Genomic DNA, 25,256 nt, shown 5'->3' on the forward strand with positions numbered 1-25,256 from the left:
CGAGTTGTTGGGGGGGGGCGTCGCGGGCCTGGCCCTGGCGCTGCGCTTTTGCGGTAGACCGGGGCGTCGCCCCCGGCGGGTGGGGGGTGGGGCGACGACGGTTCGAGGGGTTGTTTGGTGGTCAGGTGAAGATGCTGACGCCACCAGGACCGACCAGCAGGCCGATCACGATCAGGGCGGCGCCCCACAGCAGCTGGCCGCGGACAAGAGAGACGATCCCGGCAATGACGAGGATCGCCGCGATGATCCACAGGATGAGACCCATGGTCCTTCCAATCTCTAAGGCCGGGCGGGCACCCGGCGGCTGAACTCCCCGTGCTGCACCTCCAGTGCCCACCGCGCAAACGGTGAATCACTGACATGCGTCGTCAGGTATCCCTGCTTGACTGACCGTGGCCGACTGATGAGGAGGAGCCAGATGGAGGAGTGCTGCGCGGTGGTCGACCTGCGCCAGTACACGCTGCACCCGGGCCGGCGCGATGCGTTGATCGAGGTGTTCGACGAGCACCTGGTCGAGGGGCAGGAAGCGACCGGCATGCACATCGTGGGCCAGTTCCGCGACCTGGACGAACCGGACCGGTTCGTGTGGATCCGCGGCTTCGCGGATCTGCCGTCGCGTGCGGAGGCGTTGACGGCGTTCTACACCGGGCCGATCTGGCGTGCGCACTCCGGCGCCGCGAACGTGACGATGGTCGACTCCGACAACGCGCTGCTGCTGCAGCCGGTGGAGCTGCGCGACGGCTACCCGCGGCTCGACGCACCCCGCGCGCCTGTCGGTACGACGGAGGTGCCCGGATCCGTGATCGCCGGGGCGGTGTACCACCGCAGTTCGCCGGACGACGGGTTCGTCGAGTTCTTCGCCGACCACGTCGCCCCGGTGCTGGTGGAGACCGGCGCCGAGCCGGTCGCGGTGCTCGAGACCTTGGTTGCCGAGAACAACTTTCCCGCGTTGCCGCTGCGCGACGAGGTGGTGCTGGCGTGGTTCGCCCGGTTCGCCGACGACGCGGCGTACGACGAGCATCGCCGGCAGCTCGCGGGGTCGCCGACGTGGCAGCAGAAGGTGCTGCCGGAGCTGGAGCGGCGGTCGGTCAAGCCGGTCCAGGAGCTGCGGCTGCGGCCGACCAGCCGGTCGCAGTTTAAATAGCTTGCGCGGCCGGGCGACCGCCCGGCATCCTGAGTCGACCCGTGTAGCGACGAGCGCTGCCTGGACCTAAGGAGGGCTGACGGATGGCCATCACTGTGCTGCGGCATGTCCGCGTCAGTCCCACCTCACCGTTCAGGAGCACCCCGGATGTCTTCCGACGTCTTTCGCACCGACTCAGAATTCTCTGACCTTTCAGACCTCGACTCCCGCTGGGCCGAACTCACCGGCGACGAGTCCCAACCCGATCCGGCCGACGCCTTCGTCTTCCAGTTCCACGCGGTCGACGAGAAACTCGGCCCGGATCAGCGCTGGTCCACCTGGCTGGACGTCGAGCGCGGTTCTCGCGGACCTGATCCCCGCCCGGACTGGGTGGTGACGGAACAGGCCGCGATCGACACCGAGCTCGGCGTCCTCAAAACCGGCAAGGAAGCCGACGTCTTCCTGGTCGAGCGGGCCGTCGAAGCCATCGGCGACAACCCGGCCCGGTCCTCGCTGCTGGCCGCCAAGCGCTACCGCACCGAGGAACACCGGTCGTTCCACCGCAGTACGTCGTACGTCGAGGGACGCCGGACCCGGAACAGCCGGGACAGCCGCGCGATGGCGAAGAAGACCGCACACGGTCGCAGCGTCGCCGCGGGGCACTGGGCGTACGCCGAGTGGGACGCGCTGTGCCGGCTGTGGAAGGCCGGCGTGCCGGTGCCGTACCCGGTGCAGGTGGACGGCACCGAGTTGCTGATGGAGTTCATCGACGACGGCGAGGGCGGGGCCGCGCCACGGCTCGCCCAGGTCCGGCCGCCGAAGGACCTGCTCGGTCAGTACTTCGAGCAGCTGCGGCACGGGATGCGCGAGCTGGCCAGGGCGGGGTTGGCCCACGGCGACCTGTCGCCGTACAACGTGCTGGCCCAGAGCGAGCGGATCGTGATGATCGACCTCCCGCAGGTGGTCGACATCGTCGGCAACCCGAAGGGGATGGACTTCCTGCTCCGGGACTGCCACAACATGGCGGCCTGGTTCACCAACCGCGGGCTGGAGATCGACGAGCAGGAACTGTTCGCCGACCTGCTCACGATGGTGTTCTGATCGCCTTCTGGAACAGGGGGACCAGGGGGACCAGCCGGTCGGGGTAGGCGTCGACGAGGCCGTCGACGTGGTTGCCTGCCTCGACCCGCTGGTAGGTGTGCAGGCCGGTCCGGCGCGCCATGTTCGCGTACACGTCCGAGTCCTGGGTGATCGGCAGCAGGCTGTCGTACGTCCCGTGGATGGTGACGAGCGGCCGGCGGATCTCCCCGGTCAGCGCGATCCGTGCAACAGCCTGGTGCGCCTGCGGCCGCTCGGCGTAGTCGTAGTCGGCTTCGCTGCCGGTGTACGTCGGGTCGAGCTCGGCGGCGTAGATGCGCTGGGTCAGCTTCCAGTAGACCGAGTAGTGGTAGTCCCACAGGAAGTCCGACCGCGGGTCGAACCCGGCCTTCGCGATCAGCTCCGGCGATTGTTGCTCATAGCCCCTGATCGCCGGCGGCAGGAACGTGAACAGGTTGGGCCCGTTCGCCGTCCACAGCGTGCCTTCGAGGTCGACGCCGCGCGTGAACAGCTCAGGGTGGTTCTCGAGCTGCCAGCGGACCAGGTAGCCGCCGTTGGAGATCCCGGCGGCAACCACCTCGCGGGCAGGCTTCCCGTAGTACTTCGCGACGGTGGCGCGGGCGGCCCTCGCCAGTTGGGTCGTCCGCAGGTTCCACTCCACGATCGCGTCACCCGGCCGCACGCCGTCGGTGTAGAAGGCGGCACCGGTGTTGCCCTTGTCGGTCGCCGCGTAGGCGTAGCCGAGGGAAAGCACGTAGTCCGAGATCGCTTTGTCGTTCGCGTACTGCGCTCGCACGCCAGGCGATCCGGAGACGACCAGGCCGCCGTTCCACTGCTCGGGCAGCCGGATCACGAACTGGGAGTCGTGGTTCCAGCCGTGGTTGGCGTTGGTGTGCGACGAGTCCGGGAAGTAGCCGTCGATCTGGACGCCGGGCACGGGCCCGGGGGTCGGGAGACCGGAGTGCGTAAGCCCGGCGTAGTCGGCCGGGTTGGTGTGGCCGGACGCCACGGTGCCGGTCGTGGTCAGGTCGTCGAGGCGCGCGAGTTGCTGATACTCGGCACCCGGGACCCGGACCGGTCGATGGGCGTCGGCCGGCACAGTCAGACCGGACAACAGCAGGACGGTGGCTGAGAAGAACGCGAGGCGGCGCATGGCGTCACGCTAGAAGCCGGTGCCGCGACCAGACAGGGGGTCGCGGCACACATGCGCCGGCTCACCAGTGTTGTCCTACGACACAGCCTTGGCTGCTGCGCGTCCCGCCGTACGACCGGTGAAGAGGCAACCGCCGACGAACGTGCCCTCCAGGGAGCGGTAGCCGTGGATGCCGCCACCGCCGAAGCCGGCCACCTCGCCGGCCGCGTAGACACCCGGCAGCGGCTCGCCATCGGGCCGCAGCACTCGCGAGTCGAGGTCCGTCTGCAGGCCGCCGAGCGACTTCCGGGTCAGGATGTTCAGCCGTACGGCGATCAGCGGGCCGGCCTTCGGGTCGAGGATCCGGTGTGGTGACGCGACCCGGATCAGCTTGTCGCCGCGGTAGTTCCGGGCCCCGCGCAGCGCGGTGATCTGCAGGTCCTTGGTGAAGGTGTTGGTGAGCTCCCGGTCCCGGGCGACGATCTGGCGCTCCAGGTCGTCCAGGTCGATCAGCTTGTCACCGGTCAGATCGTTCATCGCGCGGACCAGGTCAGGCAGGTTGCTCCGGACGATGAAGTCGGCGCCCTTGTCCATGAAGGCCTGCACCGGTGCGGTCGCCCCGCCGCGGGCCCGGCCGAGCACGCCGCGGATGTCCTTGCCGGTCAGGTCCGGGTTCTGCTCCTGGCCGGAGAGCGCGAACTCCTTCTCGATGATCTTCTGCGTGAGCACGAACCAGGTGTAGTCGTACCCGGTCCGCATGATGTGCTCGAGCGTGCCCAGGGTGTCGAAGCCGGGGAACAGCGGCACCGGCAGTCGCTTGCCGGTGGCATCGAACCACAGCGACGACGGTCCGGGCAGGATCCGGATCCCGTGCATCGGCCAGATCGGGTCCCAGTTCTGGATGCCCTCGGTGTAGTGCCACATCCGGTCCCGGTTCACGTACCGGCCGCCGGCCCGCTCGGTGATCGCCAGCATCCGGCCGTCCACGTGCGCCGGGACCCCGGAGATCATCCGCTTCGGCGGCTCGCCCATCCGCTTCGGCCACTGCGACCGGACCAGGTCGTGGTTGCCGCCGATCCCGCCGGACGTCACGATCACCGCCTGCGCGGTGAGGCTGAAGTCGCCGACCTCGGTGCGCGAGCTGGCCACCCCGCGGGCGACGTCGCTCGGCTCCAGGACCTTGCCCGCGACCCCGTCGACGACCCCGCCGGTGACGGTCAGCTCGTCGACCCGGTGCCGGAACCGGAACTCCACCAGGCCTTTCGCGACCGCCTCCCGGACCCGCCGCTCGAACGGCGCGACCAGGCCCGGCCCGGTGCCCCAGGTGATGTGGAACCGCGGGACCGAGTTGCCGTGGCCGTCCGCGTTGTAGCCGCCGCGCTCGGCCCAGCCGACCACCGGGAAGAACCGCACACCCTGGGCGTGCAGCCACGGACGCTTCTCGCCGGCCGCGAAGTCGACGTACGCCTCGGCCCACTGCCGGGCCCAGCGGTCCTCGTCGTCCAGCCGGTCGAACCCGGCCGACCCGAGCCAGTCCTGCAGCGCGAGATCGCGCGAGTCCTTGATGCCCATCCGGCGCTGCTCGGGGGAGTCGACGAACAGCAACCCGCCGAACGACCAGAACGCCTGCCCACCCAGTGAGGCCTCCGGCTCCTGGTCCAGCAGCAGCACTTTCCGCCCCGCGTCGGCCAGTTCGGCAGTCGCGGCCAGCCCGGCCAGACCCGCCCCGACGACGATCACATCCGCGTCCATGGTGTCCATGTATAGCGGACCGTAGGCACGGATGGACGAGCTTGTGCGGAATTGTGAGGATGAGAGCTGTGACGACCCTTTCCGCGCAAGATCTCGTCCTGCCCGCCGCCTCCCTCGGACCGGAGAACCCGCTCGCGCCGCTGCGCAGCCAGCAAGAGCTCCACCAGGTCCAGAACCTCGCCGAGCTCCCGGCCGACCTGCGCGAGAACATCCAGTACGGCCGCCTGCACAGCCCGCTGCCCTGCTTGAACCAGGGCGGGTACGACCGTTCGCTGGAAGACCGCGCCTTTCCGGCGCTGGTGCTGGAGAACGACCACGTCCGGGCGACTGTGCTGCCCAGCGTCGGCGGCCGGCTCTACTCACTCGTCGACAAGGCGAGCGGCGACGAACTGCTCTACCGCAATCCCGTGTTCCAGCCCGCGAACCTCGCGCTGCGCAACGCGTGGTGGGCCGGTGGCGTCGAGTGGAACGTCGGCAGCACCGGCCACTGGACCGGCACCTGCGCCCCGATGCATGCCGCCCGCATCGAAGGCCCGGACGGTACGCCGGTACTGCGTCTCTGGGAGCTGGAACGGACCAGGAACCTCGTCACCCAACTCGACTTCTGGCTCCCGGCCGACTCCACCTTCCTGTACGTCGGCGTCCGCCTGCAGAACCCGTCCGACGCCGACGTCCCGGCCTACTGGTGGTCGAACATCGCCGTCGAGCAGTCGCCGGACACCCGCGTCCTGGTGCCGGCCGACCAGGCCTGGCGGTTCGGCTATGGCAAACGACTCGACCTCATCGACGTACCTCTGTATGAGGGGACCGACCTCACCTACCCGATGCAGCACAGCCGGGCGGTCGACTTCTTCTTCGAACCACTGGCGGACGAACGGCAGTGGATCGCGTCGGTGAACGGTGCGGGCAACGGTCTGGTTCAGGCGTCGACCGATCGACTGCAGGGCCGGAAGCTCTTCGTCTGGGGTGAAGGCACGGGCGGACGGCGATGGCAGGAGTGGTTGGCGCCGGGTCTTCAGGGTCACGGCTACGCGGAGATCCAGGCCGGCCTTGCCCGGACTCAGATGGAGCACCTGAAGTTGCCGGCCGCAACGAACTGGCACTGGCTCGAGGCCTACGGCCGGCTGTCGGTGGACCCGGGGGCCGCGCACGCCGAGGACTGGACGACCGCCCGGACCGCGGGGACTGAAGCGCTGCGTCCTGTCCTGGATCAGCTGGCGGAGCGCGAGCGCACCTGGTTGACGGTGGTGGACGCGGCTCCGGTCGAGAGACTCGCTGTCGGCTCGGGCTGGGGTGCGCTGGAGCTGACCCGGACGGGGTGGACGGTCTCGGCAGGTACGCCGTTCGACGAGGACACCATGACGTCGAGGGAACGCGCGTGGTTGCCCTTGCTCGACGGGCGGTTGCCGGCGGCGGACGCCGTACCTGATGGAACGCTGGTGAGCTGGCGGGAACAGCTGGAGAAGGCTGAGGACAACTGGCTCGTCTGGTACCACCGCGGTGTCGCGCGCCATTACGCCGGAGACGTCGATGGTGCGGTGGAGGCGTGGCGGCGGTCGGGGGACAACCCGTGGGCACTGCGGAACCTTGGCTTCGTCACCGGGGAGCTCTCGTACTACGAGCGGGCGGCCGAGCTGCTGCCGGACTTGGTCGAGTTGCAGGTCGAGGCGGTCGCTGCTGCGCTCGAAACCGACGTACCGCGGGCCGGCCGGACGCTCGCGCGCGTCCAGGCTGCGGATGACCCGCGGATCCGGCTGCTGCGGATCCGGTACGCGCTGCTGTCCGGCGACCCGCAGACGGCCGCCGCGTTGCTGGCCGACGGCATCCAGTTGCCGACCGTTCGTGAGGGCGCGAACCCGCTCGCGGACCTGTGGGTGGAGACCGAGGAAGCGCTCGGCACGCGGCGGCCGGTGCCCTCTCAGTATCAGTTCGGAATGGGGGGTCACTGACTTCTCGAAAACTTTGTCAGGACGTGGGAACCGAGTGCCTCCAGGCGTCGTCTCACCGTTGTGCGGCAAGGGCCGCGCAAGGTGTCTCCCAGAGACATCGACCAACGACGACCGCGTCGCTCGCGGGCGGCGCGTCGGGGGTGAGTGCCATGTTGACGATCGTTGTGCTCGGTGGGTTCGGCCTGGTGCTGCTGGTCACGGCATGCATCGTGCTGGACGTGCTCGCCGGGCTCCGGCGGGACGAGATCCCCTCGGGCACGGAAGAGAAGACGGCCGGTCAGGTGATCCGGGTGCGTGGCCCGGTCCGCGGTCAGCTGGACGGCGGCGAACCGACGGTCTACACCGAGGTCACTGTCGAGTACTGCACCCGCCGGGGTGAGGGACCGTTCGAGGTCTCCCGCAAGCTCCCGGTGGGCAGCAGGATTACTTACACCAAGGGCGACCGGGTCATCGTCAGCTACGACGTCCGGAGCCCGCGCCGGGCCCGCATCGCCGGCCGGGTCAGCCACTGGCCGCAGCTGGGGCCGCGGAGCTCGGACCCGGTTCCACAGCCCTAGAGAGCGACTTCAAGCAAGTCGCCCTCCCACGGCTTGCTCCGCCCACCCCTCGCCTCCGGCGAGGGCTTTTTCGCTTCCAGGCCCTGTCTGCTGATCCCCCGCCTACTGCGCGGCATCAGCAGACAGGACCTAGGCGGGGAGGTGGGGTGCGAGCAGGTTGTAGAGGACCGGGCGGCCTTGGGACAGGACGTAGTCGGCTTCGGAGGGATCCAGGCGGTCGGCGAGGTGGGCCAGGGCTTCGCCCATGGTGATGCTCAAGGTGACGGCCAGACGGAACTCGTGGGTGTCCCGGGCGCCGAAGCGGGCGGTGAGGAGCTCGGCGAACTCGCCGGCGTGCTGGTCGTCGTACTCGCCGGGCTGGGTCTCCAGGTCCGGGTCACCTAGCCCACTCAGCACCACCGCCCGGAACCCGGGATCCGTCCGGTGCATCTCCCGGAACGTGTCCAGCGTGACGTCCACCGACTCCCGCCAGGTCGTCACCGACCCGAGCCGCTCCCGCACCGCCTCGGAGTAGCGCGCCTGGTTCCGGCGCTCGATCGCCTGGATCAGGCTCCGCTTGTCCGGGAAGTACCGGTACACGCTGCCGACCGCGATCTCGGCCCGCTTCGCGATCCCGCTCGTCGACGCGGCGTCGTACCCGCGTTCGACCACTTCGGCGCAGGCCGCGTCCAGGATCCGCTCGACCTGCCGGCTGGCCCGGTCCTGGGTCGGCGTCCGGCGCAGTGGATACGCCCCCGATGTCACCATGTCGCTCATTCTCCATCTTCCGGGGGGACAACGTTGCCACCCGGATGTGACAGATTGCCGACAGATCGGCCTCGGCACCGACGGCCGACAACCTGGTGTCCGCCCACAGGAGGGGAATTCCCGTCATGCGTATCAGCAGAACGGTGGTCGCCGGCCTGGCCTCCGCCGCGATCGCCGCGACCGGACTCGCCGGTACGGCGCTTACGACCTCGCAGTCCGCACCGGCCGGCCCGCAGTCGCAGCAGCAGGAGAACGGCTCGGGCCTGCGGTTGAACCAGCTGCAGATGATCGGCTCGCACAACTCGTACCACCGCGAGCTCAGCCCGGCCGAGCAGAAGGTCCAGCAGGCCCAGAACCCGGGCTCGGTCGACCTCTGGTACTCGCACGCAGCCATCCCGGCGCAACTGGAGGACCAGAACATCCGGACCCTCGAGCTCGACCTGGTCCCGGACTCCCCGGAGGGCGGGCTGTACACGTACCCGCTGATCCGCAAGCTGACCGGGCAGGGACCGCTGACCGACCCGGTGATGGCCCAGCCCGGCATCAAGGTCATGCACATCCCGGACTTCGACTACAACGGCACCTGCAAGTCGCTGGTCGTCTGCCTGCAGCAGGTGAAGGCCTGGTCGGACCAGAACCCGGACCACGCGCCGATCACGATCAGCCTCGAACTCAAGCAGTCCGACCCGAAGGTGGTCGCGGCCGGCGGTGTGCAGTCCCCGCCGTGGGACGCGGCGAACCTGGACAAGATCGACGCCGAGATCCGGTCGGTCTTCGGTGCGAAGGAGATCCTGACGCCGGACGACGTACGCAAGCCGGGCCTGACGCTGGAGCAGTCCGTGCTGACGAAGGGCTGGCCGAAGGTCGACTCGGTCCGCGGCCAGGTGCTGTTCTACTTCGACAACGGCGGCGCCGGCACGATCCGGGACCTGTACCGGGCCGGCAAGCCGAACCTGGAGGGCCGGGCGGTCTTCACCCGCGGTCCCGAGGGCCAGCCGGACGCCGCGATCACGCAGGTGAACGACCCGCGTGGCGCCAACCAGGCCGAGATCCAGCGGCTGGTGTCGAAGGGCTACCTGATCCGGACCCGGTCCGACGAGCCGATGGCGACGATCCGCGAGAAGGACTTCAGCCGGGTCGGGATCGCGCTGGCCAGCGGCGCCCAGGTGGTCACCACCGACTTCCCGGTCGCCGGGATGGCGGCCCGCTACGACAGCGACTTCGTCGCGAAGCTGCCGGGGGACACCCCGGTACGATGCAATCCGGTGTCGGCGCCGCAGTGGTGCCGCGGGAACGTCGCGGAGAGGTGACCTGAGCATGTCGGAGCACGTGGTCGATCTCAGTTGGAGCCGTGGTGAGCACGAGTTCACCTACGACACCTACAACCGCGACCACGAGTGGCGCTTCGACGGCGGGATCACGGTGCCGGCGTCGGCCAACCCGACGTACCTGGGCAACCCGGGCCCGGTCGACCCGGAGGAGGCGTTCGTGGCGGCGCTGTCGTCGTGCCACATGCTGACCTTCCTGGCGATCGCGGCCCGCAAGCGACTGGTCGTGGACGCGTACGACGACCACGCGGTCGGCGTGATGGCGAAGAACGAGGCCGGCCGGCTGGCGATCACCCAGGTGACCCTGCACCCGAAGATCGTCTGGGGCGGCGCGGAGCCGGACGCCGAGGCGATCGAGCGGATGCACCACCGGGCGCACCTGGAGTGCTTCATCGCCAACTCGGTCACCACCGAGGTGACGGTGGCTTAGGGCAACAAAAAAACCACCCACCGGCCTGGCCTGAGCCTCGCGCAAGCGGCGTCAGGACAGCCGGCGGGTGGTTCTCGGTGCACCTCTGTGGCGGTGCACCACAGATCCGGCGGCGCCTCGCACGGGGCGCCTCTTGCGTTGTGCGACATCCGTGCGGTCTAGCTCGGTGGGCAAGACCGTCCGGGTGCGCCGCCTGGATCCGTTCGTCCGGTACGCGCCGTTACTGCTCGGCGGCGGCGTCGCTCCGGTCGTCAGCGGTCTGGGTCATCTCGACGGCCAGCAGGTCCTCGAGCCGGCGGACCTGCTCGTTGGCCATCGTGGACATCAGTCGGTGGATCGTCATGCCGGTGAGACGCACGCGGTCATCGGTTATGACGGGAATTCGGCCCGACTTTTGATGTGACCTACTTCTCATCCAGTCCATCGGGGCGGAGCGGGACCAGGGCGCGGGCCTCGTCGTACGTCGTGCCGGTCAGCTCGAGCAGGTCGACGACGGTGGAGCGGATCTGCCCGAGGACGACGACTGCGGACAGGCCGGCGGGCAGCGGCAGCTCCGCCGTACGGCGGCCGAGCTCGCCCAGGACGCGGTGCGCGGCGACGTCGGCGTGCGGCTCGAACAGGGACTCGCCGATCAGGCGGGTGCCGTCGGCGAGCCGCTCGAGCAGCACCGGGTACTCGGCCGGCATCTGCTCGTCGCGCCAGACCGACACGGCGCAGCGCCGTACCAGGACCCTGATGTTGCGGATCGCGCGGTCCAGCGGTACGACGAGGTCGGCGATCTCCTGGACCCGGCCGCGGTGCCGGCGGCGGAACGGCGACAGCCGGACCACCGCGACGCCCTCGTCGGCCGCGCTGCGCAGGTTGTCCAGCAGGGACTCGCTGTTGCGCGCCCGGCGGAGCGCGTCGGTGACGGCCGCCTCGTCCTTGTGCTCGAGGCCCTCGGCGGTCTCGGTCAGGATCTCGGCCAGCTCGTTCAGCACTCCGGACGCTTGTTGCCTAGGGCGTCTGATCGCGGTGGCCGGGGCGATCGTCGCGGCGGCGAGGGCGACCAGGCCGCCGAGGACCGCGTCGAGCCAGCGGCTGAACCCGGCGCCGGGGTTCGGGAGCAGGGTGGTGACGATCGCCGCCTGGACACCGGCCTGCGTGGTCATCAGCGTGCCGGCGCCGAGGAGTACGGCGACGCTCATCGCCAGCGCGACCACGAAGATGATCTGCGGTACGCCGGTGCCGAAGAAGCGGACGATCAGGTCGCCGACCCCGACCCCGACCGCCACGCCGACCATCACCTCGGCCACCCGGCGCAACCGCTGGCCGAAGCTGAACCCGAGACACACCATCGCCGCGACCGGCGCGAAGAACGGGGTCGGGTGGCCGAGGACGTACCGGGCCAGCGCCCAGGCGACGCCGGCGGCGAGCGCGCACTGGGAGATGAAGAACAGCCGGTCCCACCAGCGGTCCACCCGGCGGCGGACCGAGGCCCGCGAGCGGCGGGCGGCCCGCGGCGCGATGTCGTCACGCAGCTCCCGCAACTGCTCGAGTGTCAGCCGGACCGGATCCACGGACCCCATTGTCCAGGCAACCGCCCTCCGGCTTGATTCACCCGCTCTGGACGGACAGGGTTGTGGGCATGAGTGAGAATAACCGCGAGGACTACGGCAGCTACAGCGTGGACGACGAGGACCAGCTGCAGGCGGAGGACACCCTGAACGACCGGGGTGTGGAGGATCTGCTCGACGAGGGCTACTCGCCGCCGGAGAAGTGGTCCGCGGGCGAAGGGTTCGGCACGACGGCCGACGAGGCGCTGCAGGGCGAGTCGCTGGACCAGCGGATCGCGCAGGAGGAGCCGGACGTCGACCCGTACGCCGAGGACGGCGAGGACGTCGGCGGCCCCGAGGTCGGCGTCGAGCGGTCCGGCCGCCTGGTCGCCCCCGACGAGGGCGCCCACAGCGACGACGAGGACGAGCTGGTCGCCGAAGACGTCGGCTTCGCCGGCGCCGCCGCCTCGGCCGAGGAAGCCGCCGTCCACGTGGTGGACGACGAAGAGAACTTCGAGCTCACCGACGACGACGAGTCCGACCTCCCCAGCTACCAGGACGTCGACCTGGGCGACGTCACCGACCAGGAAGACTGAACCGCTCTCGCTCCGCTCGGCCGGGTGGTGTTGGTGTGCCCGGCTCGCGCGGCAGCGGGGTCAGCGGCGGGTGACGGTCACCTCGGCTCCTCGGGCCGGGACCAGGGTGACGTTCTTGGGCTTGGCTGGTTCGGGCGCGGGGTGGGGGGCGGTGAAGCTGTGGGTGGTCAGGGCTGCGCGGAGGATTTCGGTGGCTTCCATCAGGGAGAAGCCGGCGCCGATGCAGCGGCGGGCGCCGCCGCCGAAGGGGATCCAGGTGCCGGGGGCCGGCGGGTCGTCGTCGAGGAAGCGTTGCGGGCGGAAGTCCTCCGGCACCGGGAAGTGCTCGCCGTCGCGGTGCACCAGCCCGATCGCCGCCATGATCGTGGTCCCGCGCGGCAGCCGGTAGCCGGCCACGTCAGCGGTCTCGGTGAGCCGCCGGCCGACCTGGTAGACGACCGGATGCAGCCGCATCGCCTCCTTGGCGATCGCCTCCAGCTCGTCGTCGGCCCCCGCGTCCGCGGCCCGCTGCCCGAACGCCAGGTCCTCCGGCCGCCGCGCCAGCTCGTGGAACGCCCACGCCAGCGCCGTCGCGGTCGTCTCGTGCCCGGCCAGCAGCAGCGTGACCAGCTGGTCCCGCAGCTCCACGTCCGACCAGTTGCCCGCAGCAAGCAGCCGTGACAGTACGTCGTTGCGCCCGGCAAGATTCCCGCGCCGCCGGGCGATCTCGTCGTACAGGATCTCGTCGACCTGCTGCTGCACGGTCAGGTACGTCCGCCACGGCGGCACCCGGAGCAGCGCCGGGTAGAACCCGCCGAGCATGATCACCGGCGACACCGAGACGATCTTGTCCAGCAGCGGCCGGAGCCGGTTCAGCTTGTCCGAGTCCGTCACGCCGAACACGACCTGCAGGATCACCTCGAGCGTGAGCTCCCGCATCCGCTGGTGCACCTTGAACGGCTTGCCGACCGGCCAGGTGTCGACCTCCGCGCGGGCGAGCTCGTGCACCATGCCGGCGTACCCACGCAGCGCCTGCCCGGAGAACGCCGGCATCAGCTGCCGCCGCATCCGGACGTGGTCCTCGTCGTCCAGCAGCAGCAGCGAGTGCGCGCCCATGATCGGCTCCAGCACCGTGTTGCCCTCACCCGCGTGCATCACCGACGGCGGACTGCCGAACACCTCCCGGATGTGCTCCGGCCTGCTCAGTACGACGACCACGCGGCTGGACGGCACCAGCCGGATCGTGAACACGTCGCCGTACCGTTCGCGCATCCGCGGGAAGAACGTCTTGCGGTGACTCGCGAACAGCACGGTCTGAGCCAGCGTGGGCAACCGCGGACCCGGCGGCAGCGTGCGCGCCGTCTGCCGGTCGAGCGTCCGGGAGCCGAGCAAGGGTGTCGAGGCCATGCCACCTCCAAGCCGGGGTCTCTCCAACCTACGTCAGCTGGGTGAACTGTTGCCTATGTCTGGGCGTCGAATGCGACAAGGGCGGCCACCAGCCGAGGTAGCTGGTCGTCCCGCACCGGATCCAGGGCCGACCTGGCGCAGCCGGTAGTCGACGGTGTTGGCGTGGACGTGCAGGTCGGCCGCCGTCTGCCGCCGGTTGCGCGCGTTTCCCCCCGAGCGCCCGGGGAATGGCCGCCTTCGGCACCATCGTCGCCGCAGCCGCTGGGTGAGAAGGGCGAAGGCCCGCTCGGCTTTGCCGGGCGGGCCCTCGTCGGGGTGGGGGGTCAGGAACGCTTGAAGCGGAGGGTGAGGATCTGGAAGGGGCGGAGTTCGAAGGTGACGCCACCGTCGGTGAGCTCGCGGTCGGCGAGGTGGCGTTCGAGGAGGTCGACCTCGGCTGCCGACGCGGCCGCGAAGGACGGGGTGATAGTGGCGCGGGAGCGTCCGCCGGTCGACTCGTAGAGGCGGACCACCACGTCACCGGACTCGTCGTCGGCCAGCTTCAGCGCCTCGACGATGACGTTCGGGTTGTCGACGGCAACGATCGGGGCGACCCCGTCGGCGCCGGTGACGACCCGCTCCGGCAGGTTGATCCGGTAGCCCTCCTCGATCGCCTCCGGGATGCCGGCGCCGACCACCAGCGCGTGGTTGACGGTGTGCACACCCTGGTCGGTCTGCGGGTCGGGGAACCGCGGCGCCCGGATCAGCGACGTGCGGATCGTGGTGGTGGTGCCGCCGTCCTCGCGGGCGGTCCGGTTGACGTCGTGGCCGTACGTCGAGTCGTTGACCACGGCAACGCCGTACCCGGGCTCGCCGACGTGCACCCAGCGGTGCGCCGCGATCTCGAACTTCGCCGCGTCCCACGAGGTGTTCTGGTGGGTCGGCCGGAAGATGTGGCCGAACTGGGTCTCCGACGCCGACCGGTCGGCGTGCACGTCGACCGGGTACGCCGCCTTGAGGAACTTCTCCGCCTCGTGCCAGTCGATCGTGGTCTCGATGTCGACCCGCTTGGCGCCCGGCCGCAGCCGCAGCGTCTGGGTGACCGACGACCGGTTGAAGGACCGCTTCACGACGACCGTCGCGACACCGGAGACCGTGCTGAAGTCGACGCTGTCCACCTCGGTCACGTCGCGGACGTTGTTCTTGTAGAACGAGTCGACGTCCCACGCGTCCCAGTGGTTCGGGGTGTCCACGTGCAGCTGCAGCAGGTTGCCGGTGGTGCCCGGAGCGATCACCTCACGCGCGGCCTCCACGTCGTACAGGGAGGTGATCAGGCCGCGCTCGTCGATGGTGACCCGGATCAGCCCGTTGTCCAGTACGCCGTTCTCGACCGAGACGGACTGGCCTTCGCCGGCTGTGACACCGGCGCCCAGACCGGCGATGCCGTTGCGGCTGTGCGGCGCCGCGTTGAAGACGATCTGCGCGTCGCCGGAGCCGGCCAGCGCCTGCTGCGCCGTCGCGATGATCGCCTCGAGCTCCGCCGCCAGCTTCGCGTACGTCGCCTCGGCCTCGCGGTGCACCCAGGAGATCGACGAGCCCGGCAGGATGTCGTGGAACTGGTTCAGCAGCACGGCCTTCCAGATCCGGTCCAGGTCCTCGTACGGGTACGTGTCCAGCTTGCCCGCGACGACAGCCGCGGCGGACCACAGCTCGGCCTCGCGGAGCAGGTGCTCGCTGCGCCGGTTGCCCTGCTTGGTCTTGGCCTGCGAGGTGTACGTCGCCCGGTGGATCTCCAGGTAGAGCTCACCCGACCAGACCGGCGCGTGGTCGTGGTACTCCTCCTCGGCAGCGGTGAAGAACTCGGTCGGGGACTCGATCGTGACCCGCGGCGAGGACTCCAGGTTGGCCACCCGGCGCGCGGTTGCGACGAACTCGCGGGTTGGGCCGCCACCGCCGTCGCCGTACCCGAACGGCACCAGCGAGTGGGTCGCCGCGCCGTTCTCGGCGAAGTTGCGCTGCGCGTGCGCGAGCTCGCGGCCGGACAGGTCGGAGTTGTAGGTGTCGATCGGCGGGAAGTGGGTGAACACCCGGGTGCCGTCCAGGCCCTCCCACCAGAAGGTGTGGTGCGGGAACCTGTTCTCCTTGTTCCAGGAGATCTTCTGGGTCAGGAACCACTTCGAGCCGGACAGCTTCACCAGCTGCGGCAGCGCCGCGGTGTAGCCGAACGAGTCCGGCAGCCAGACCTCCTGGGTGTCGATCCCGTACTCGTCCAGGAAGAACCTCTTGCCGTGCACGAACTGCCGGGCCAGCGCCTCGCCGCCGGGCAGGTTGGTGTCGGACTCGACCCACATGCCGCCCACCGGGACGATGGTGCCGTCGGCAACGGCCTTCTTCAGCCGCTCCCACACCTCCGGGTAGTTGTCCTTCACCCAGGCGTGCTGCTGGGCCTGCGAGAACGCGAAGACGAGCTCCGGGTACTCCTGCGCCAGGGTGGCGACGTTGGAGACGGTCCGGGCCACCTTGCGGCGGGTCTCGCGCAGCGGCCAGAGCCAGGCCGAGTCGATGTGCGCGTGCCCGACCGCGGACAGCTGGTGCGCGCTGGCGTGCGCCGGGCGGCTCAGTACGTCGGTCAGCTGGGCGCGAGCGTCGGCCGCAGTGCCTGCGACGTTCTCGTAGTCCAGCGCGTCCAGTGCGCGGCTGAGGGCGCGCAGGATCTCGCGGCGACGCGGCTCCTGCGGCGACAGTTCCTTCTGCAGACCGTCCAGCGCCTCGAGGTCGAGGATCAGGTCCCATACCTCGGCGTTGAAGACGGCCAGGTCGGCGCGGGCCAGCCGGTAGATCGGCGTGCCGCCCGGCTCCGGCTTGCTGCCGACGTCGGTGGGCGCGAACGCGTTCGACCCCAGCACCTCGGGGTTGGCGGCCGCCTCGACGTAGAACTCGATCCGGTCGCCGGGCGAGGCCGCCGTACCGTCGGGGCCGAGGATCGACAGCGGGGCGTAGGTCTGCCGCGGGTGCAGGCCCTTGAGCGGCACCCCGGACGTCGTGTGGATCAGGCCCTCCGCGGAGAACCCGGGGCCGCCGCTGAAGCCGAGGTCGACGACGGCCTCGATCTCACGGCCGGCCCACTCGGCCGGCACCTGGCCGCTGAACTTGAACCACGCGGTCCCCCAGGCGGGACCCCAGGGCAGGCCGAGCGCGGCCGGCTCGTAGGTCGCCGCGATCGCCTCGGCGGCCGGCACCGGCTCACCCGGGGCGTGCCACACCTGGATGTCCAGCGGGACCGCCGCGCCGTAGATCGCGGGGCGGATGCGCTCCCGCAGGGCGCGCTGGAGCCGCTCCTCGATGAGTTGACGGTCGTCGTGCACGAAATCATCCTCCGGGGGTATCTGCCGTGCCTAGTCCTGCGACCACGCGGCCGCTGCGATGACAACGCTGTCACACCCACCCCGGGCCCGTCCAGACGCAGTTCATCGTTGCACTCCTGGTAGCGGCCGGATTGCAGTCTGCGGCGGCGGCTACCGGTTCGAACCTGTTGCCGTCTAGGTTGTCCTGCATGGATCGCCCCCGCCTCCTGACCCCTCCCGGGAACGGCCTCCTCACACCGAGCGGAATGACTCGCCGCAGCATGTTCGGACTCGGCGCCGCCGCCGCGGCCGCGCTGCTCGTCCCAGGCTGCTCCCGCGGCCGCTCCGACGAGCCCGCCCCGGCCGGGCCGGCCACGCTTGCGACCGGCAACAAGGGCGGGGTGTACGACGTCTTCGGCAGCGGTCTCGCGCGGCTGGTCAGCGAGGTGACCGGCATGGAGATGCGGACGGAGTCCTCCGGCGGGTCGGTCGACAACCTGCAGAAGGTGGCCGGCATGAAGGTCGACATGGGCTTCACCACCTCCGACACCGCGCTGAACGCGTACGAGGGAACCGGACTGTTCAGCTCCGGCGGGCTCAAGTTCAGCGCGCTGGCCCGGACCTACGACAACTACGTGCACGTCGTGGTGCCGACCGCGTCGAACGCCGTCCACCTGAAGGACCTGAGCGGCCTGACCGTCAACGTCGGCCCGATGAACTCCGGGACCAAGGTGGTGGCGGACCTGATCCTGGACACGGCCAAGCTCCGCAAGGTCAAGACGACCAACCTCTCGCTCGAGGAGGCCGTCAAGTCGCTGAAGGAGAAGGCCGACCGGATGGGCAAGGGCCCGGGGATCGACGCCCTGATCTGGAGCGGCGGCCTGCCGACCGGGCCGATCGCGTTGCTGCAGAAGTCGGTCGGCTTCCGGCTGGTCGACATCGGCGTGGTCGCCGAGGAGATCTCGCTCAAGCGGTTCGGCGGCTACATCGTGTCCTCGATCCCGCCGTCGGTGTACGGCCTGGCCAGCTCGGTGCCGACGCTGGCGGTGCCGAACTACCTGATCGCCCGGCCGAACCTGTCCGACTCGTGGGCCTGGTGGACGGTCAACACGATGTTCCGCCGGCAGAACGACCTGATGGGCGCCCACCCGGAGGCCGGTTCACTCGACCCGCGCTCCGCGATCGCCACCATGCCCATCCCCCTCCACCCAGCCGCCGAACGCTGGTACCGCGCCAACCACATCTGACCCGCTCCCCACCTGCCCCTCCCCACCTGACCCGCTCCCCACCTGCCCCGTTCGAGGGGATATCCGCTGGGCGTGGGGGTTCTCCGGCCGTCCACGAGGGGAGAACCCCCAACTCCAGGGGATATCCTCCCCTGGAGCTGTCGGGGTGTCAGGCTGTCGGGTTGTCAGGCGTCGTAGTCGTCGATCAGGGGGACTCGGACCTCGATGACTAGGCCGCCGCCGATCGGGGGGCGGGCGACCACGCGGCCGCCGACCCGGGCCGCCTCGGACCGGACGATCGCCAGTCCCAGGCCGGTCCCCGGCATCTCCCGGTGGTGCGCGCTGCGCCAGAACCGCTCGCCAACCTTCTTCAGGTCGCGTGACCCGAGCCCGAGGCCGTGGTCGCGGACCGACATGACCACCTCGGTGCCGTCCCGGGTCACCGACACCTCGACCGGCGGAGCGCCGTACTTGGAGGCGTTGTCGAGCAGTACGTCGAGGATGTCGTCGACCTCGAGCTCCGGGGCGACACCACCCGGCACCATCTCGCCGATGATCAGCTCCAGGTCGTCGGCGGCGTACACGGCCTTCCAGCCGACGAGCCGCTCCTTGACCGCTTGGGCCAGGTCCAGCGGCTCCTCGCTGTTGCCGTCGGCATCGGCCCCGGGGCGGTCCGAGCCGGCCAGCCGGGACAGCCGCTGGACGATCCGGCCGAGCCGGTCGATGTCGCTGAGCGCGAACCGCGCCGTCGGCGACAGCCGGGACAGGCCCTCGATGTGGATCCGGGCCGAGGTGAGCGGCGTCCGGAGCTGGTGCGACGCGTCGGCGACGAACTCGCGCTCGCGCTGGCGGGCCTGGTGCAGGCTGAGCGCCATCGAGTTGAAGCTGTCGCCGAGCCGGCGGAGCTCGGGGGCGCGGCCGTCGGTGGACACCCGGGTGTCGAGGGCGCCGCGGGTGATCTGGTGGGTCGCGTTGTCCAGGTCGTTCAGCGGCCGCAGCACCCAGCGGGTGATCGGCCGGACGATGCCGATGACGATCGCGCCGATGCTGATCAGCAGTCCGCCGAGGAGCAGCAGCAGGCCGCGCTCCACCTGGTCGCGGGCCTTCTCGGTCGGCACCCGCAGTACGGCGGCGCCGAGCACGCGGCCGTTGTTGACGACCGGGCGGGCGACCACCATCTCGCCGGTGCGCCACGGGAACAGCGCGGGCGGCTCGGCGGGCAGCCGGCCGGCCAGCGTGCTGTCGAGGGCGATCTTGAGGTCCGGCTCGTCCACGTTCACACCAGAGCGGGACGTGGCCACCACCTTGCGGTCGACGTCCACGACGAACACCGGGGTGTTGTAGAGCTCGTGGTAGCGGACGGCCAGCTCACGCAGGTTGGCGATGTCACCGGACTGCAGCGGCGACTCCGCCATCGTGGCGAACCAGTCCGCGTCGTTGCTGCGGGACAGGAACAACGTCCGCGACGTACTGGTGGCGATGTAGTTGGCCAGCGGTACGGCGGCGACGATGGCGAGGACGACCACCATCGGCACGAGCGACTGCAGCAGGCGACGGCGCAACGGTCAGTCCGAACCCAGGCGGTAACCGACACCGCGGATGGTCTGGACCAGCTCGGGCCGGCCGAGCTTGGCGCGCAGGCTGGCGACGTGCACGTCCATGGTGCGCGACGAGGCCTCGAAGACGGACTGCCACGCGTACAGGGCGACCTGTTCGCGCGGGACCACCCGGCCGTGGTGGGCGGCCAGCACAGCTAGCACGTCGAACTCCTTGCGGGTCAGGGCGATGGGCTTGTCCGCGACCTGGACGGTCCGGGCCTCGATGTCCACGGTCAGGTCGCCGACGGTCACCCGGGGGCGGGGCTGCAAGAGGCCGGTACGACGAAGTACAGCATCGATCCGGGCCAGCAGCTCGGATATGGCGAACGGTTTCACCACGTAGTCGTCGGCGCCGCTGCGCAACCCGCGGACCCGGTCGGCCGCCTCGCCGCGCGCGGTCACCGCGATCACCGGCACGTCCGACACCGTGCGGATCTGCCGGCACACGTTGATACCGTCCCCGTCCGGCAGGCCGAGGTCCAGCAGGACCAGGTCGCCGGGGTCCGCCGCGAGGGCGTCCGCGGCCGTCCGGACGTGCGTCACCATCAGGCCGTAGCGCCGCAACGCGGGTATCAGGGCATTCGCGATATCGAGATCGTCCTCGACCAACAAGATCCTGACCGCGCCACTCATGCGGTGATCGTAGGCCAGGAGACGCTCATGTGTGTCAGATCTTGGTAAAGACGTAATCACGCGACTCCACGCAGTGTTCGGCAACATTAGCCTTCCGGGCACAGGAAGGAACCGGTGGATGACTGTCGGTATCGGTACGGGGGGCGGCTCGGCCGCGCCCTCCGACGAAGAACTCGCCGAGTACGAGCAGGAACGCCCCGCTCGGCGGCTTCGGCCTGCCCTGAACCTGGGGATTTCGGTCTGGTGCGCAATCGTCAGCGTCGGCGTGTTGCTGCAGGTGTTCTTCCCTCTACCACAAGGCACCCAGTTTTACCTGGTGATCTTTCTCGCAGCCGTTCTGCCGATCACGCTGCTCTGTTACCGGGGCTGGAAGGTCCCTCCGTTCCTCAACCCGTTCAAGAGCCGGCCGCACGACGACCCCGGGATCACCGACTGGATCCTGGCCGGGCTCGCGTTCGCGGTCTGTGTCTACCCACTGCTCGACTTCGACGGTTACCTGGAACGCCGGCAGGCGCCGACGGCTCTGGACGTGGTGGTCGGCGCACTGCTGCTACTACTTCTGCTCGAGGCATGCCGTCGTACCACTGGATGGGTCCTGCCGGCCTTCAGCCTGCTGTTCATCGCCTACGCCTACTACGGCGGCTACCTGCCCTACACGTGGTCGCTCGCGCACCAGGGCTTCAACTTCGACGCGATCATCGCGCAGTTCACCATGGGCACGGCCGGGTTCTACGGGACGCCGTTGGCCGTAGCTGCCAGCTACATCGTGCTGTTCACGATCTACGGCGCCGTACTGGACTACTCCGGTGCCGGCAAGTTTTTCATCGACCTGTCGTTCGCCGCTTTCAAGCGCAGCCGTACGGCGCCCGGCCGCACGGTCACGCTGGCCGGCTTCCTGCTGGGCAGCGTCTCGGGTTCGGGTACGGCGACCGCGGTCTCGCTCGGCACGGTGTCGTGGCCGATCCTGCGGCGGGCCGGCTACCCGGCCGAACCGGCAGGCGGGATGCTCGCGGCCTCGGGCATCGGCGCGATCCTGTCGCCGCCGACCCTCGGAGCGGCGGCGTTCATCATCGCCGAGTTCCTGCAGGTGTCCTACCTGACCGTCCTCGGGTACGCCGTCATCCCGACCATCCTGTACTACCTGGGCATCCTGCTCGCGATCGAGATCGACGCCCGCCGGCACGGAACCAGGTCGGCGGAGACGTCGCAGGACTCGGCCCTGCGGCTGCTGCTGCGGTTCGGGTACCACTTCCTCTCGTTGTTCGTGATCATCGGCTTCATGGCGGTCGACGTGCCGCCGTTCAAGGCTGTGGTCTACGCAGTGGTCGTCCAGTTCGCGCTGTCGTTCCTGGACCGTGAGCACCGACTGACTGCCAAGCCCTTCTTCAAGGCGCTTGCCCAGGGCACCCGTTCGGTGCTGCCGGTGGCGGCGACCTGTGCGACCGCCGGCGTGATCGTCGCGGTCACCACGCAGACCGGGCTCGGGTTGAACCTGGCCGAGATCATCGTCGGCGCGGCCCGCGGGCTGACCGACAACCACACCGTGGTGCTGATCCTGACCGTGGTGCTGTCCGCGTTCGCCGTCCTGATCCTCGGCCTCGCGGTGCCGGTGACGGCGTCGTTCATCATCGCCGCGGTGATCATCGCGCCGGCGCTGGTGCAGCTCGGGGTGACACAGCCCGAGGCCTACATGTTCATCTTCTACTACGCCGTGCTGTCGGAAGTGTCGCCGCCGACCGCGCTGGCTGCGGTGGCGACGTCCGCGATCACCGGCGGCAAGGTGATGCCGACGATGTGGCAGGCGTGGAAGTACACGCTGCCCGCGTTCCTGGTGCCGTTCGCGTTCGTGCTCACCGACAACGGCGCGCACCTGCTCGGCCAGGGCGCCTTCGGCGGCATGCTGTGGACGTTGGCGGTCTCGATGCTGGCCGTCGCGGCGCTCGCGGTGGTGACCGGCGGCTGGATCGTCGTGCAGACCGGCTGGCTCGAGCGGGCCGTCTGCGTGCCGGCCGCCGTACTGCTGCTTTACCTCGCGCCCGTAACCATCACGGCCGGAATCTGTTTGCTACTTGTTGCCGTCGCCATCAACCTGATCCGGCGCTCACGCGGTACAAACGCTGACCCCACCCCGCCGCCCCGGTCAGGGGCCGGACCAACGGAAGGATCCGTCGCTTCATGAGAATCCGTCGCCTCCCTGCCGCCCTGGTGGCGCTCGCCGCATCCGTCTCCCTGGTCGCCTGTGGCGGCCAGCGGGAACCGTCCGGATCCGGCTCGGCCGACGGCGGGCGGCTGACCATTGCCACCGGCAACACCACCGGCGTCTACTACCAGCTCGGCGGCGCGCTGGCGTCGCTGATCTCGCAGAAGGTCTCCGGCTACCGCGCGACGGCGAGCGAGACCGGCGCCTCGGTGCAGAACGTGCAGGGCCTGGTCGCGGGGAACTACGACATCGCGTTCTCGCTCGGCGACACCGCCGCCGACGCAGTGAAGGGCGAGAACAGCTTCCAGCAGCCGCAGGACGTCGTCGCCCTGACCCGGCTCTACAACAACTACACCCAGGTCGCGGTGCGGACGTCGGCCAACATCAACTCGATCGCCGACCTCAAGGGCAAGCGGGTCTCGACCGGCTCACCGAACTCGGGCACCGAGGTGATCGCCCGCCGGCTGCTCGAGGCGGCCGGTCTCGACCCGGCCAAGGACGTCACCGCGCAGCGGCTCGGCCTGCCGGAGTCGGTGGACGCGATGAAGTCCGGCTCGATCGACGCACTGGTCTGGTCCGGCGGCCTGCCGACCGGCGGCATCACCGACCTGACCACGAGCATGGGCAAGAACGTGAAGCTGATCCCGATCGTCGACCTGCTGCCGAAGATGCAGGAGAAGTACGGCCCGGTCTACAGCCAGGCGCCGATCCCGGCGGCGACGTACAAGCAGCCGGCCGACGTCCCGACCATCGTCGTGCCGAACGTGCTGCTGGTCCGCAAGAACATGAAGGACGACCTGGCCGAGCAGCTCACCAAGGTCGTCTACGAGAACAAGCAGGCCCTGGTCGCGGTGAACGCGGCGGCCAAGGGCATCGAGATCGCGAACGCCGACCAGACCGACCCGGTGCCGGTGCACCCGGGCGCGAAGAAGGCGATCGACGGGTTGAAGTAACCGGACCGTCCTCCCCCGCACACCAGGCGCAGCGGGGGAGGACGTCAGGTCCCACCCTCGCCAACCAGGCGCAGCGAAGGCGGGACCGAGCCGGCTCTCACAACCAGGCGCAGTGAGAGCAGGCAGGCCGGGCCCGGCCCTCCGGAGGCATCCGGAGGACGCCGGGCCTGGTCACTTCCCAGGCCGTGTCTGACGCGGCCTACTTGGCGTCTTCCTCGGTCTCCGGCAGCGGCGTGCCGTAGAGGTAGTGCGACAGCGCCGAGTCGCGCTTCGGGTGCACGTGGTACTTCGTCGGTACGACGCGGCCCTCGGCGCTGTCCCACGCGGTGTCGGCCATCCGCCACATGCGATGCGCGAGGCGCCCGGCCATACCGGTGTGTGGCGAGTACGGGTGTGCCCGGGTCGGAGCCACCTCTTCGGCTTCCAGCAGCTCCTCGGTCAGCGTGTTGACCTCGGTGTCGTCCATCTGCTCGCTGAGCCGCTGGCTGTACGCGGTCTCCATGAGCTCGTGCTGGGCGAGCAGCCGGTCGATCGAATGCCACACCTCGTCCGACGACAGGTCCTGCATGCGGCTGTCGCCGTACTGGCGTCCCTTCAGGAATCGCAGCGACCGCTCCAGCTCCTTGGCGTTGCCGACGTACCTGGTGACCAGGTCGTCGCCGTCGGGCAGGCGGCGGACGTGCGGGAGGAGGACGTCCTCGGCCGCGGCGAGGTGCTGGGCTGCGATGGCGTAGAACCAGTCGGTCTGATGCCTGCGCTCCGGGTGCGCGGCGGCCGGATGCTGAGCCGGACCGGCCAGCTCACGAATCCGGGCGTGTTCGTAGGTCAGGGCCAGTTCGAGCGTCGAAGCGGTCATGACAACCACCTCCAGGGGGTCTTCAATCCAGCGTGTGCCCATCCACCGCAGAGTGCAACCGCCGCAGGTGGTCGGTGACGGCCGGCGTGATCACGTCGGCGCGCTCGGCGCTGGCGAGGTGCGCGGCCCGCGGTACGACGAGCAGTCGGCCGCGCTGGACCGTGGTCGCGATGTGCTCCAGATGATGCGGTGGAGTGGCCGGATCGTCGGCGCCGGCGATCGCCAGCGTGGGCGCCGAGATGGACGGCAGATCGGGCCGGAGATCCATCGTCGCGATCATTTCGCAGCAGGCCGCATAGCCTTCTCTCGACGTCGATCCGACCATCTTCTCCGCCTCGGCCCGGAGCTCCTCGTGGCGCTCGGTGGTGAACCAGCGTCGTACGACGGTCTCGGCAACCGCCTGTGCACCTTCGGCTCGGACGGTGGCGGCGCGGTCGGTCCACAGGTGCGCGGGCTCGAGACGTGGGCCGGTGCAGAGCAGCACGAGGCGGTCGATCCGTTCCGGGGCGCGGGCGGCCAACCGCATACCGGTCATGCCGCCGAGCGAGAGACCGACGAAGTGGACCAGGTCGAGGCCGAGGTGGTCGAGCAGGGCGAGGACGTCGTCCGTAAGGTCGTCGATCGTGTACGGCCCGGGCGGCGCGGGGGAGCGGCCGTGGCCGCGGGTGTCGTACCGGACGACGGTGAAGTGCTGCTCCCACTCGGCCAGGTTGGCGTCCCACATCGCCCAGGTGGCGCCGAGGGAGTTGGACAGCACGACGACCGGCCCGTCGGCCCGCCCGCTGACGACGTGGTCGACCGGGACAGCGCTCATCCCCCGACAGTAGGAGTCCG

The 25,256-nt window shown here is 69.9% G+C and carries 23 protein-coding genes; 10 read left to right on the plus strand and 13 right to left on the minus strand.

What is annotated here, in order from left to right:
- Positions 1–121: 121 nt before the first annotated feature.
- Positions 122–265 carry a GPGG-motif small membrane protein gene (locus AB0H36_RS03940; RefSeq protein ID WP_165949278.1) on the minus strand — a complete coding sequence of 48 codons (144 nt, stop codon included), beginning with the start codon at positions 263–265 and terminating at the stop codon, positions 122–124.
- A gap of 153 nt (positions 266–418) precedes the next feature.
- Between AB0H36_RS03940 and AB0H36_RS03945 the strand changes: the two genes are divergently transcribed.
- Positions 419–1,144, plus strand: coding sequence for an NIPSNAP family protein (locus tag AB0H36_RS03945; RefSeq protein ID WP_360516059.1), 726 nt, complete (start codon positions 419–421; stop codon positions 1,142–1,144).
- A gap of 147 nt (positions 1,145–1,291) precedes the next feature.
- Positions 1,292–2,224 (plus strand): RIO1 family regulatory kinase/ATPase, encoded by a 933-nt coding sequence (locus AB0H36_RS03950; protein ID WP_360516062.1) that lies wholly within the window; start codon positions 1,292–1,294, stop codon positions 2,222–2,224.
- Here AB0H36_RS03950 and AB0H36_RS03955 read toward each other — a convergent pair.
- Both AB0H36_RS03955 and AB0H36_RS03960 read right to left on the minus strand, forming a co-directional pair.
- The gene (locus tag AB0H36_RS03955; protein WP_360516065.1) at positions 2,208–3,374 is read right to left on the minus strand and encodes a prolyl oligopeptidase family serine peptidase; all 1,167 of its coding nucleotides are present in this window, start codon (positions 3,372–3,374) and stop codon (positions 2,208–2,210) included. The two genes, AB0H36_RS03950 and AB0H36_RS03955, sit on opposite strands and share 17 nt — an antisense overlap.
- A gap of 75 nt (positions 3,375–3,449) precedes the next feature.
- Positions 3,450–5,114 (minus strand): FAD-binding dehydrogenase, encoded by a 1,665-nt coding sequence (locus AB0H36_RS03960; RefSeq protein ID WP_360516068.1) that lies wholly within the window; start codon positions 5,112–5,114, stop codon positions 3,450–3,452.
- 59 nt (positions 5,115–5,173) lie between these two features.
- Between AB0H36_RS03960 and AB0H36_RS03965 the strand changes: the two genes are divergently transcribed.
- Together AB0H36_RS03965 and AB0H36_RS03970 are read left to right on the plus strand one after the other, a co-directional pair.
- Entirely contained in the window at positions 5,174–7,054 is a 1,881-nt protein-coding gene (locus tag AB0H36_RS03965; RefSeq protein WP_360516071.1) for a DUF5107 domain-containing protein, read from the plus strand.
- A 149-nt stretch (positions 7,055–7,203) separates the two neighbouring features.
- A complete protein-coding gene (locus AB0H36_RS03970) occupies positions 7,204–7,611 on the plus strand; it encodes a DUF3592 domain-containing protein (protein ID WP_360516074.1) in 408 nt (135 codons plus the stop codon).
- Positions 7,612–7,740: 129 nt separating this feature from the next.
- Here AB0H36_RS03970 and AB0H36_RS03975 read toward each other — a convergent pair whose 3' ends face one another.
- A complete protein-coding gene (locus AB0H36_RS03975; RefSeq protein ID WP_360516077.1) occupies positions 7,741–8,358 on the minus strand; it encodes a TetR/AcrR family transcriptional regulator in 618 nt (205 codons plus the stop codon).
- Positions 8,359–8,483: 125 nt separating this feature from the next.
- Here AB0H36_RS03975 and AB0H36_RS03980 point away from each other — a divergent pair, with 125 nt between their 5' ends.
- A complete protein-coding gene (locus tag AB0H36_RS03980; protein WP_360516080.1) occupies positions 8,484–9,668 on the plus strand; it encodes a phosphatidylinositol-specific phospholipase C1-like protein in 1,185 nt (394 codons plus the stop codon).
- Between the two features lie 7 nt (positions 9,669–9,675).
- Positions 9,676–10,116: an OsmC family protein gene (locus AB0H36_RS03985; protein WP_360516083.1), complete on the plus strand. Its 441-nt coding sequence runs from the start codon at positions 9,676–9,678 to the stop codon at positions 10,114–10,116.
- A gap of 220 nt (positions 10,117–10,336) precedes the next feature.
- On the opposite strand, the gene AB0H36_RS03990 is transcribed toward AB0H36_RS03985, so the two are convergent.
- Positions 10,337–10,459 carry a hypothetical protein gene (locus tag AB0H36_RS03990; RefSeq protein WP_360516086.1) on the minus strand — a complete coding sequence of 41 codons (123 nt, stop codon included), beginning with the start codon at positions 10,457–10,459 and terminating at the stop codon, positions 10,337–10,339.
- 61 nt (positions 10,460–10,520) lie between these two features.
- A complete protein-coding gene (locus AB0H36_RS03995; RefSeq protein ID WP_360516089.1) occupies positions 10,521–11,675 on the minus strand; it encodes an FUSC family protein in 1,155 nt (384 codons plus the stop codon).
- A gap of 68 nt (positions 11,676–11,743) precedes the next feature.
- On the opposite strand from AB0H36_RS03995, the gene AB0H36_RS04000 reads away from it, so the two are divergent.
- The gene (locus AB0H36_RS04000) at positions 11,744–12,247 is read left to right on the plus strand and encodes a DUF5709 domain-containing protein (RefSeq protein WP_360516092.1); all 504 of its coding nucleotides are present in this window, start codon (positions 11,744–11,746) and stop codon (positions 12,245–12,247) included.
- A gap of 60 nt (positions 12,248–12,307) precedes the next feature.
- Here the strand turns inward: AB0H36_RS04000 and AB0H36_RS04005 are convergent, their stop codons facing one another.
- Genes AB0H36_RS04005 through AB0H36_RS04015 form a run of 3 tightly spaced genes read right to left on the minus strand, consistent with a single transcriptional unit; the run spans position 12,308 to position 16,977 of the window.
- Positions 12,308–13,633 (minus strand): cytochrome P450, encoded by a 1,326-nt coding sequence (locus tag AB0H36_RS04005; RefSeq protein ID WP_360516095.1) that lies wholly within the window; start codon positions 13,631–13,633, stop codon positions 12,308–12,310.
- A gap of 33 nt (positions 13,634–13,666) precedes the next feature.
- Positions 13,667–13,960 (minus strand): helix-turn-helix domain-containing protein, encoded by a 294-nt coding sequence (locus AB0H36_RS04010; RefSeq protein WP_360516825.1) that lies wholly within the window; start codon positions 13,958–13,960, stop codon positions 13,667–13,669.
- The gene (locus AB0H36_RS04015; protein ID WP_360516098.1) at positions 13,957–16,977 is read right to left on the minus strand and encodes a glycoside hydrolase family 38 C-terminal domain-containing protein; all 3,021 of its coding nucleotides are present in this window, start codon (positions 16,975–16,977) and stop codon (positions 13,957–13,959) included. Before AB0H36_RS04015 ends, AB0H36_RS04010 begins: the two co-directional genes overlap by 4 nt.
- Positions 16,978–17,222: 245 nt before the next feature.
- Here AB0H36_RS04015 and AB0H36_RS04020 point away from each other — a divergent pair, with 245 nt between their 5' ends.
- The gene (locus AB0H36_RS04020; RefSeq protein ID WP_360516101.1) at positions 17,223–18,203 is read left to right on the plus strand and encodes a TAXI family TRAP transporter solute-binding subunit; all 981 of its coding nucleotides are present in this window, start codon (positions 17,223–17,225) and stop codon (positions 18,201–18,203) included.
- A 164-nt stretch (positions 18,204–18,367) separates the two neighbouring features.
- On the opposite strand, the gene AB0H36_RS04025 is transcribed toward AB0H36_RS04020, so the two are convergent.
- On the minus strand, positions 18,368–19,744 hold the full coding sequence (locus tag AB0H36_RS04025; protein ID WP_360516104.1) for a HAMP domain-containing sensor histidine kinase: 1,377 nt from the start codon (positions 19,742–19,744) through the stop codon (positions 18,368–18,370).
- Positions 19,745–19,747: 3 nt separating this feature from the next.
- The gene (locus tag AB0H36_RS04030) at positions 19,748–20,413 is read right to left on the minus strand and encodes a response regulator transcription factor (protein WP_360473910.1); all 666 of its coding nucleotides are present in this window, start codon (positions 20,411–20,413) and stop codon (positions 19,748–19,750) included.
- 118 nt (positions 20,414–20,531) lie between these two features.
- Between AB0H36_RS04030 and AB0H36_RS04035 the strand changes: the two genes are divergently transcribed.
- A complete protein-coding gene (locus tag AB0H36_RS04035) occupies positions 20,532–22,592 on the plus strand; it encodes a TRAP transporter fused permease subunit (protein ID WP_360516107.1) in 2,061 nt (686 codons plus the stop codon).
- On the plus strand, positions 22,589–23,566 hold the full coding sequence (locus tag AB0H36_RS04040; protein WP_360516110.1) for a TAXI family TRAP transporter solute-binding subunit: 978 nt from the start codon (positions 22,589–22,591) through the stop codon (positions 23,564–23,566). Before AB0H36_RS04035 ends, AB0H36_RS04040 begins: the two co-directional genes overlap by 4 nt.
- 199 nt (positions 23,567–23,765) lie before the next feature.
- Here AB0H36_RS04040 and AB0H36_RS04045 read toward each other — a convergent pair whose 3' ends face one another.
- Complete coding sequence (locus AB0H36_RS04045) at positions 23,766–24,422, minus strand: hypothetical protein (protein WP_360516113.1); 657 nt, start codon at positions 24,420–24,422, stop codon at positions 23,766–23,768.
- A 22-nt stretch (positions 24,423–24,444) separates the two neighbouring features.
- Positions 24,445–25,236 carry a 3-oxoadipate enol-lactonase gene (pcaD, locus tag AB0H36_RS04050; RefSeq protein ID WP_360516116.1) on the minus strand — a complete coding sequence of 264 codons (792 nt, stop codon included), beginning with the start codon at positions 25,234–25,236 and terminating at the stop codon, positions 24,445–24,447.
- Positions 25,237–25,256 lie beyond the last annotated feature (20 nt).

This window comes from Kribbella sp. NPDC050820 (assembly GCF_040653975.1).
Lineage (GTDB): Bacteria > Actinomycetota > Actinomycetes > Propionibacteriales > Kribbellaceae > Kribbella.

What these genes read in the sequence shown, in the direction of transcription:
- AB0H36_RS03940 (WP_165949278.1), bottom strand. Translation starts at nt 265, where the DNA reads ATGGGTCTCATCCTGTGGATCATCGCGGCGATCCTCGTCATTGCCGGG.
- AB0H36_RS03945 (WP_360516059.1), top strand. Translation starts at nt 419, where the DNA reads ATGGAGGAGTGCTGCGCGGTGGTCGACCTGCGCCAGTACACGCTGCAC.
- AB0H36_RS03950 (WP_360516062.1), top strand. Translation starts at nt 1,292, where the DNA reads ATGTCTTCCGACGTCTTTCGCACCGACTCAGAATTCTCTGACCTTTCA.
- AB0H36_RS03955 (WP_360516065.1), bottom strand. Translation starts at nt 3,374, where the DNA reads ATGCGCCGCCTCGCGTTCTTCTCAGCCACCGTCCTGCTGTTGTCCGGT.
- AB0H36_RS03960 (WP_360516068.1), bottom strand. Translation starts at nt 5,114, where the DNA reads ATGGACACCATGGACGCGGATGTGATCGTCGTCGGGGCGGGTCTGGCC.
- AB0H36_RS03970 (WP_360516074.1), top strand. Translation starts at nt 7,204, where the DNA reads ATGTTGACGATCGTTGTGCTCGGTGGGTTCGGCCTGGTGCTGCTGGTC.
- AB0H36_RS03975 (WP_360516077.1), bottom strand. Translation starts at nt 8,358, where the DNA reads ATGGTGACATCGGGGGCGTATCCACTGCGCCGGACGCCGACCCAGGAC.
- AB0H36_RS03980 (WP_360516080.1), top strand. Translation starts at nt 8,484, where the DNA reads ATGCGTATCAGCAGAACGGTGGTCGCCGGCCTGGCCTCCGCCGCGATC.
- AB0H36_RS03985 (WP_360516083.1), top strand. Translation starts at nt 9,676, where the DNA reads ATGTCGGAGCACGTGGTCGATCTCAGTTGGAGCCGTGGTGAGCACGAG.
- AB0H36_RS03990 (WP_360516086.1), bottom strand. Translation starts at nt 10,459, where the DNA reads ATGACGATCCACCGACTGATGTCCACGATGGCCAACGAGCAGGTCCGC.
- AB0H36_RS04000 (WP_360516092.1), top strand. Translation starts at nt 11,744, where the DNA reads ATGAGTGAGAATAACCGCGAGGACTACGGCAGCTACAGCGTGGACGAC.
- AB0H36_RS04005 (WP_360516095.1), bottom strand. Translation starts at nt 13,633, where the DNA reads ATGGCCTCGACACCCTTGCTCGGCTCCCGGACGCTCGACCGGCAGACG.
- AB0H36_RS04020 (WP_360516101.1), top strand. Translation starts at nt 17,223, where the DNA reads ATGACTCGCCGCAGCATGTTCGGACTCGGCGCCGCCGCCGCGGCCGCG.
- AB0H36_RS04030 (WP_360473910.1), bottom strand. Translation starts at nt 20,413, where the DNA reads ATGAGTGGCGCGGTCAGGATCTTGTTGGTCGAGGACGATCTCGATATC.
- AB0H36_RS04035 (WP_360516107.1), top strand. Translation starts at nt 20,532, where the DNA reads ATGACTGTCGGTATCGGTACGGGGGGCGGCTCGGCCGCGCCCTCCGAC.
- AB0H36_RS04040 (WP_360516110.1), top strand. Translation starts at nt 22,589, where the DNA reads ATGAGAATCCGTCGCCTCCCTGCCGCCCTGGTGGCGCTCGCCGCATCC.
- AB0H36_RS04045 (WP_360516113.1), bottom strand. Translation starts at nt 24,422, where the DNA reads ATGACCGCTTCGACGCTCGAACTGGCCCTGACCTACGAACACGCCCGG.
- pcaD (WP_360516116.1), bottom strand. Translation starts at nt 25,236, where the DNA reads ATGAGCGCTGTCCCGGTCGACCACGTCGTCAGCGGGCGGGCCGACGGG.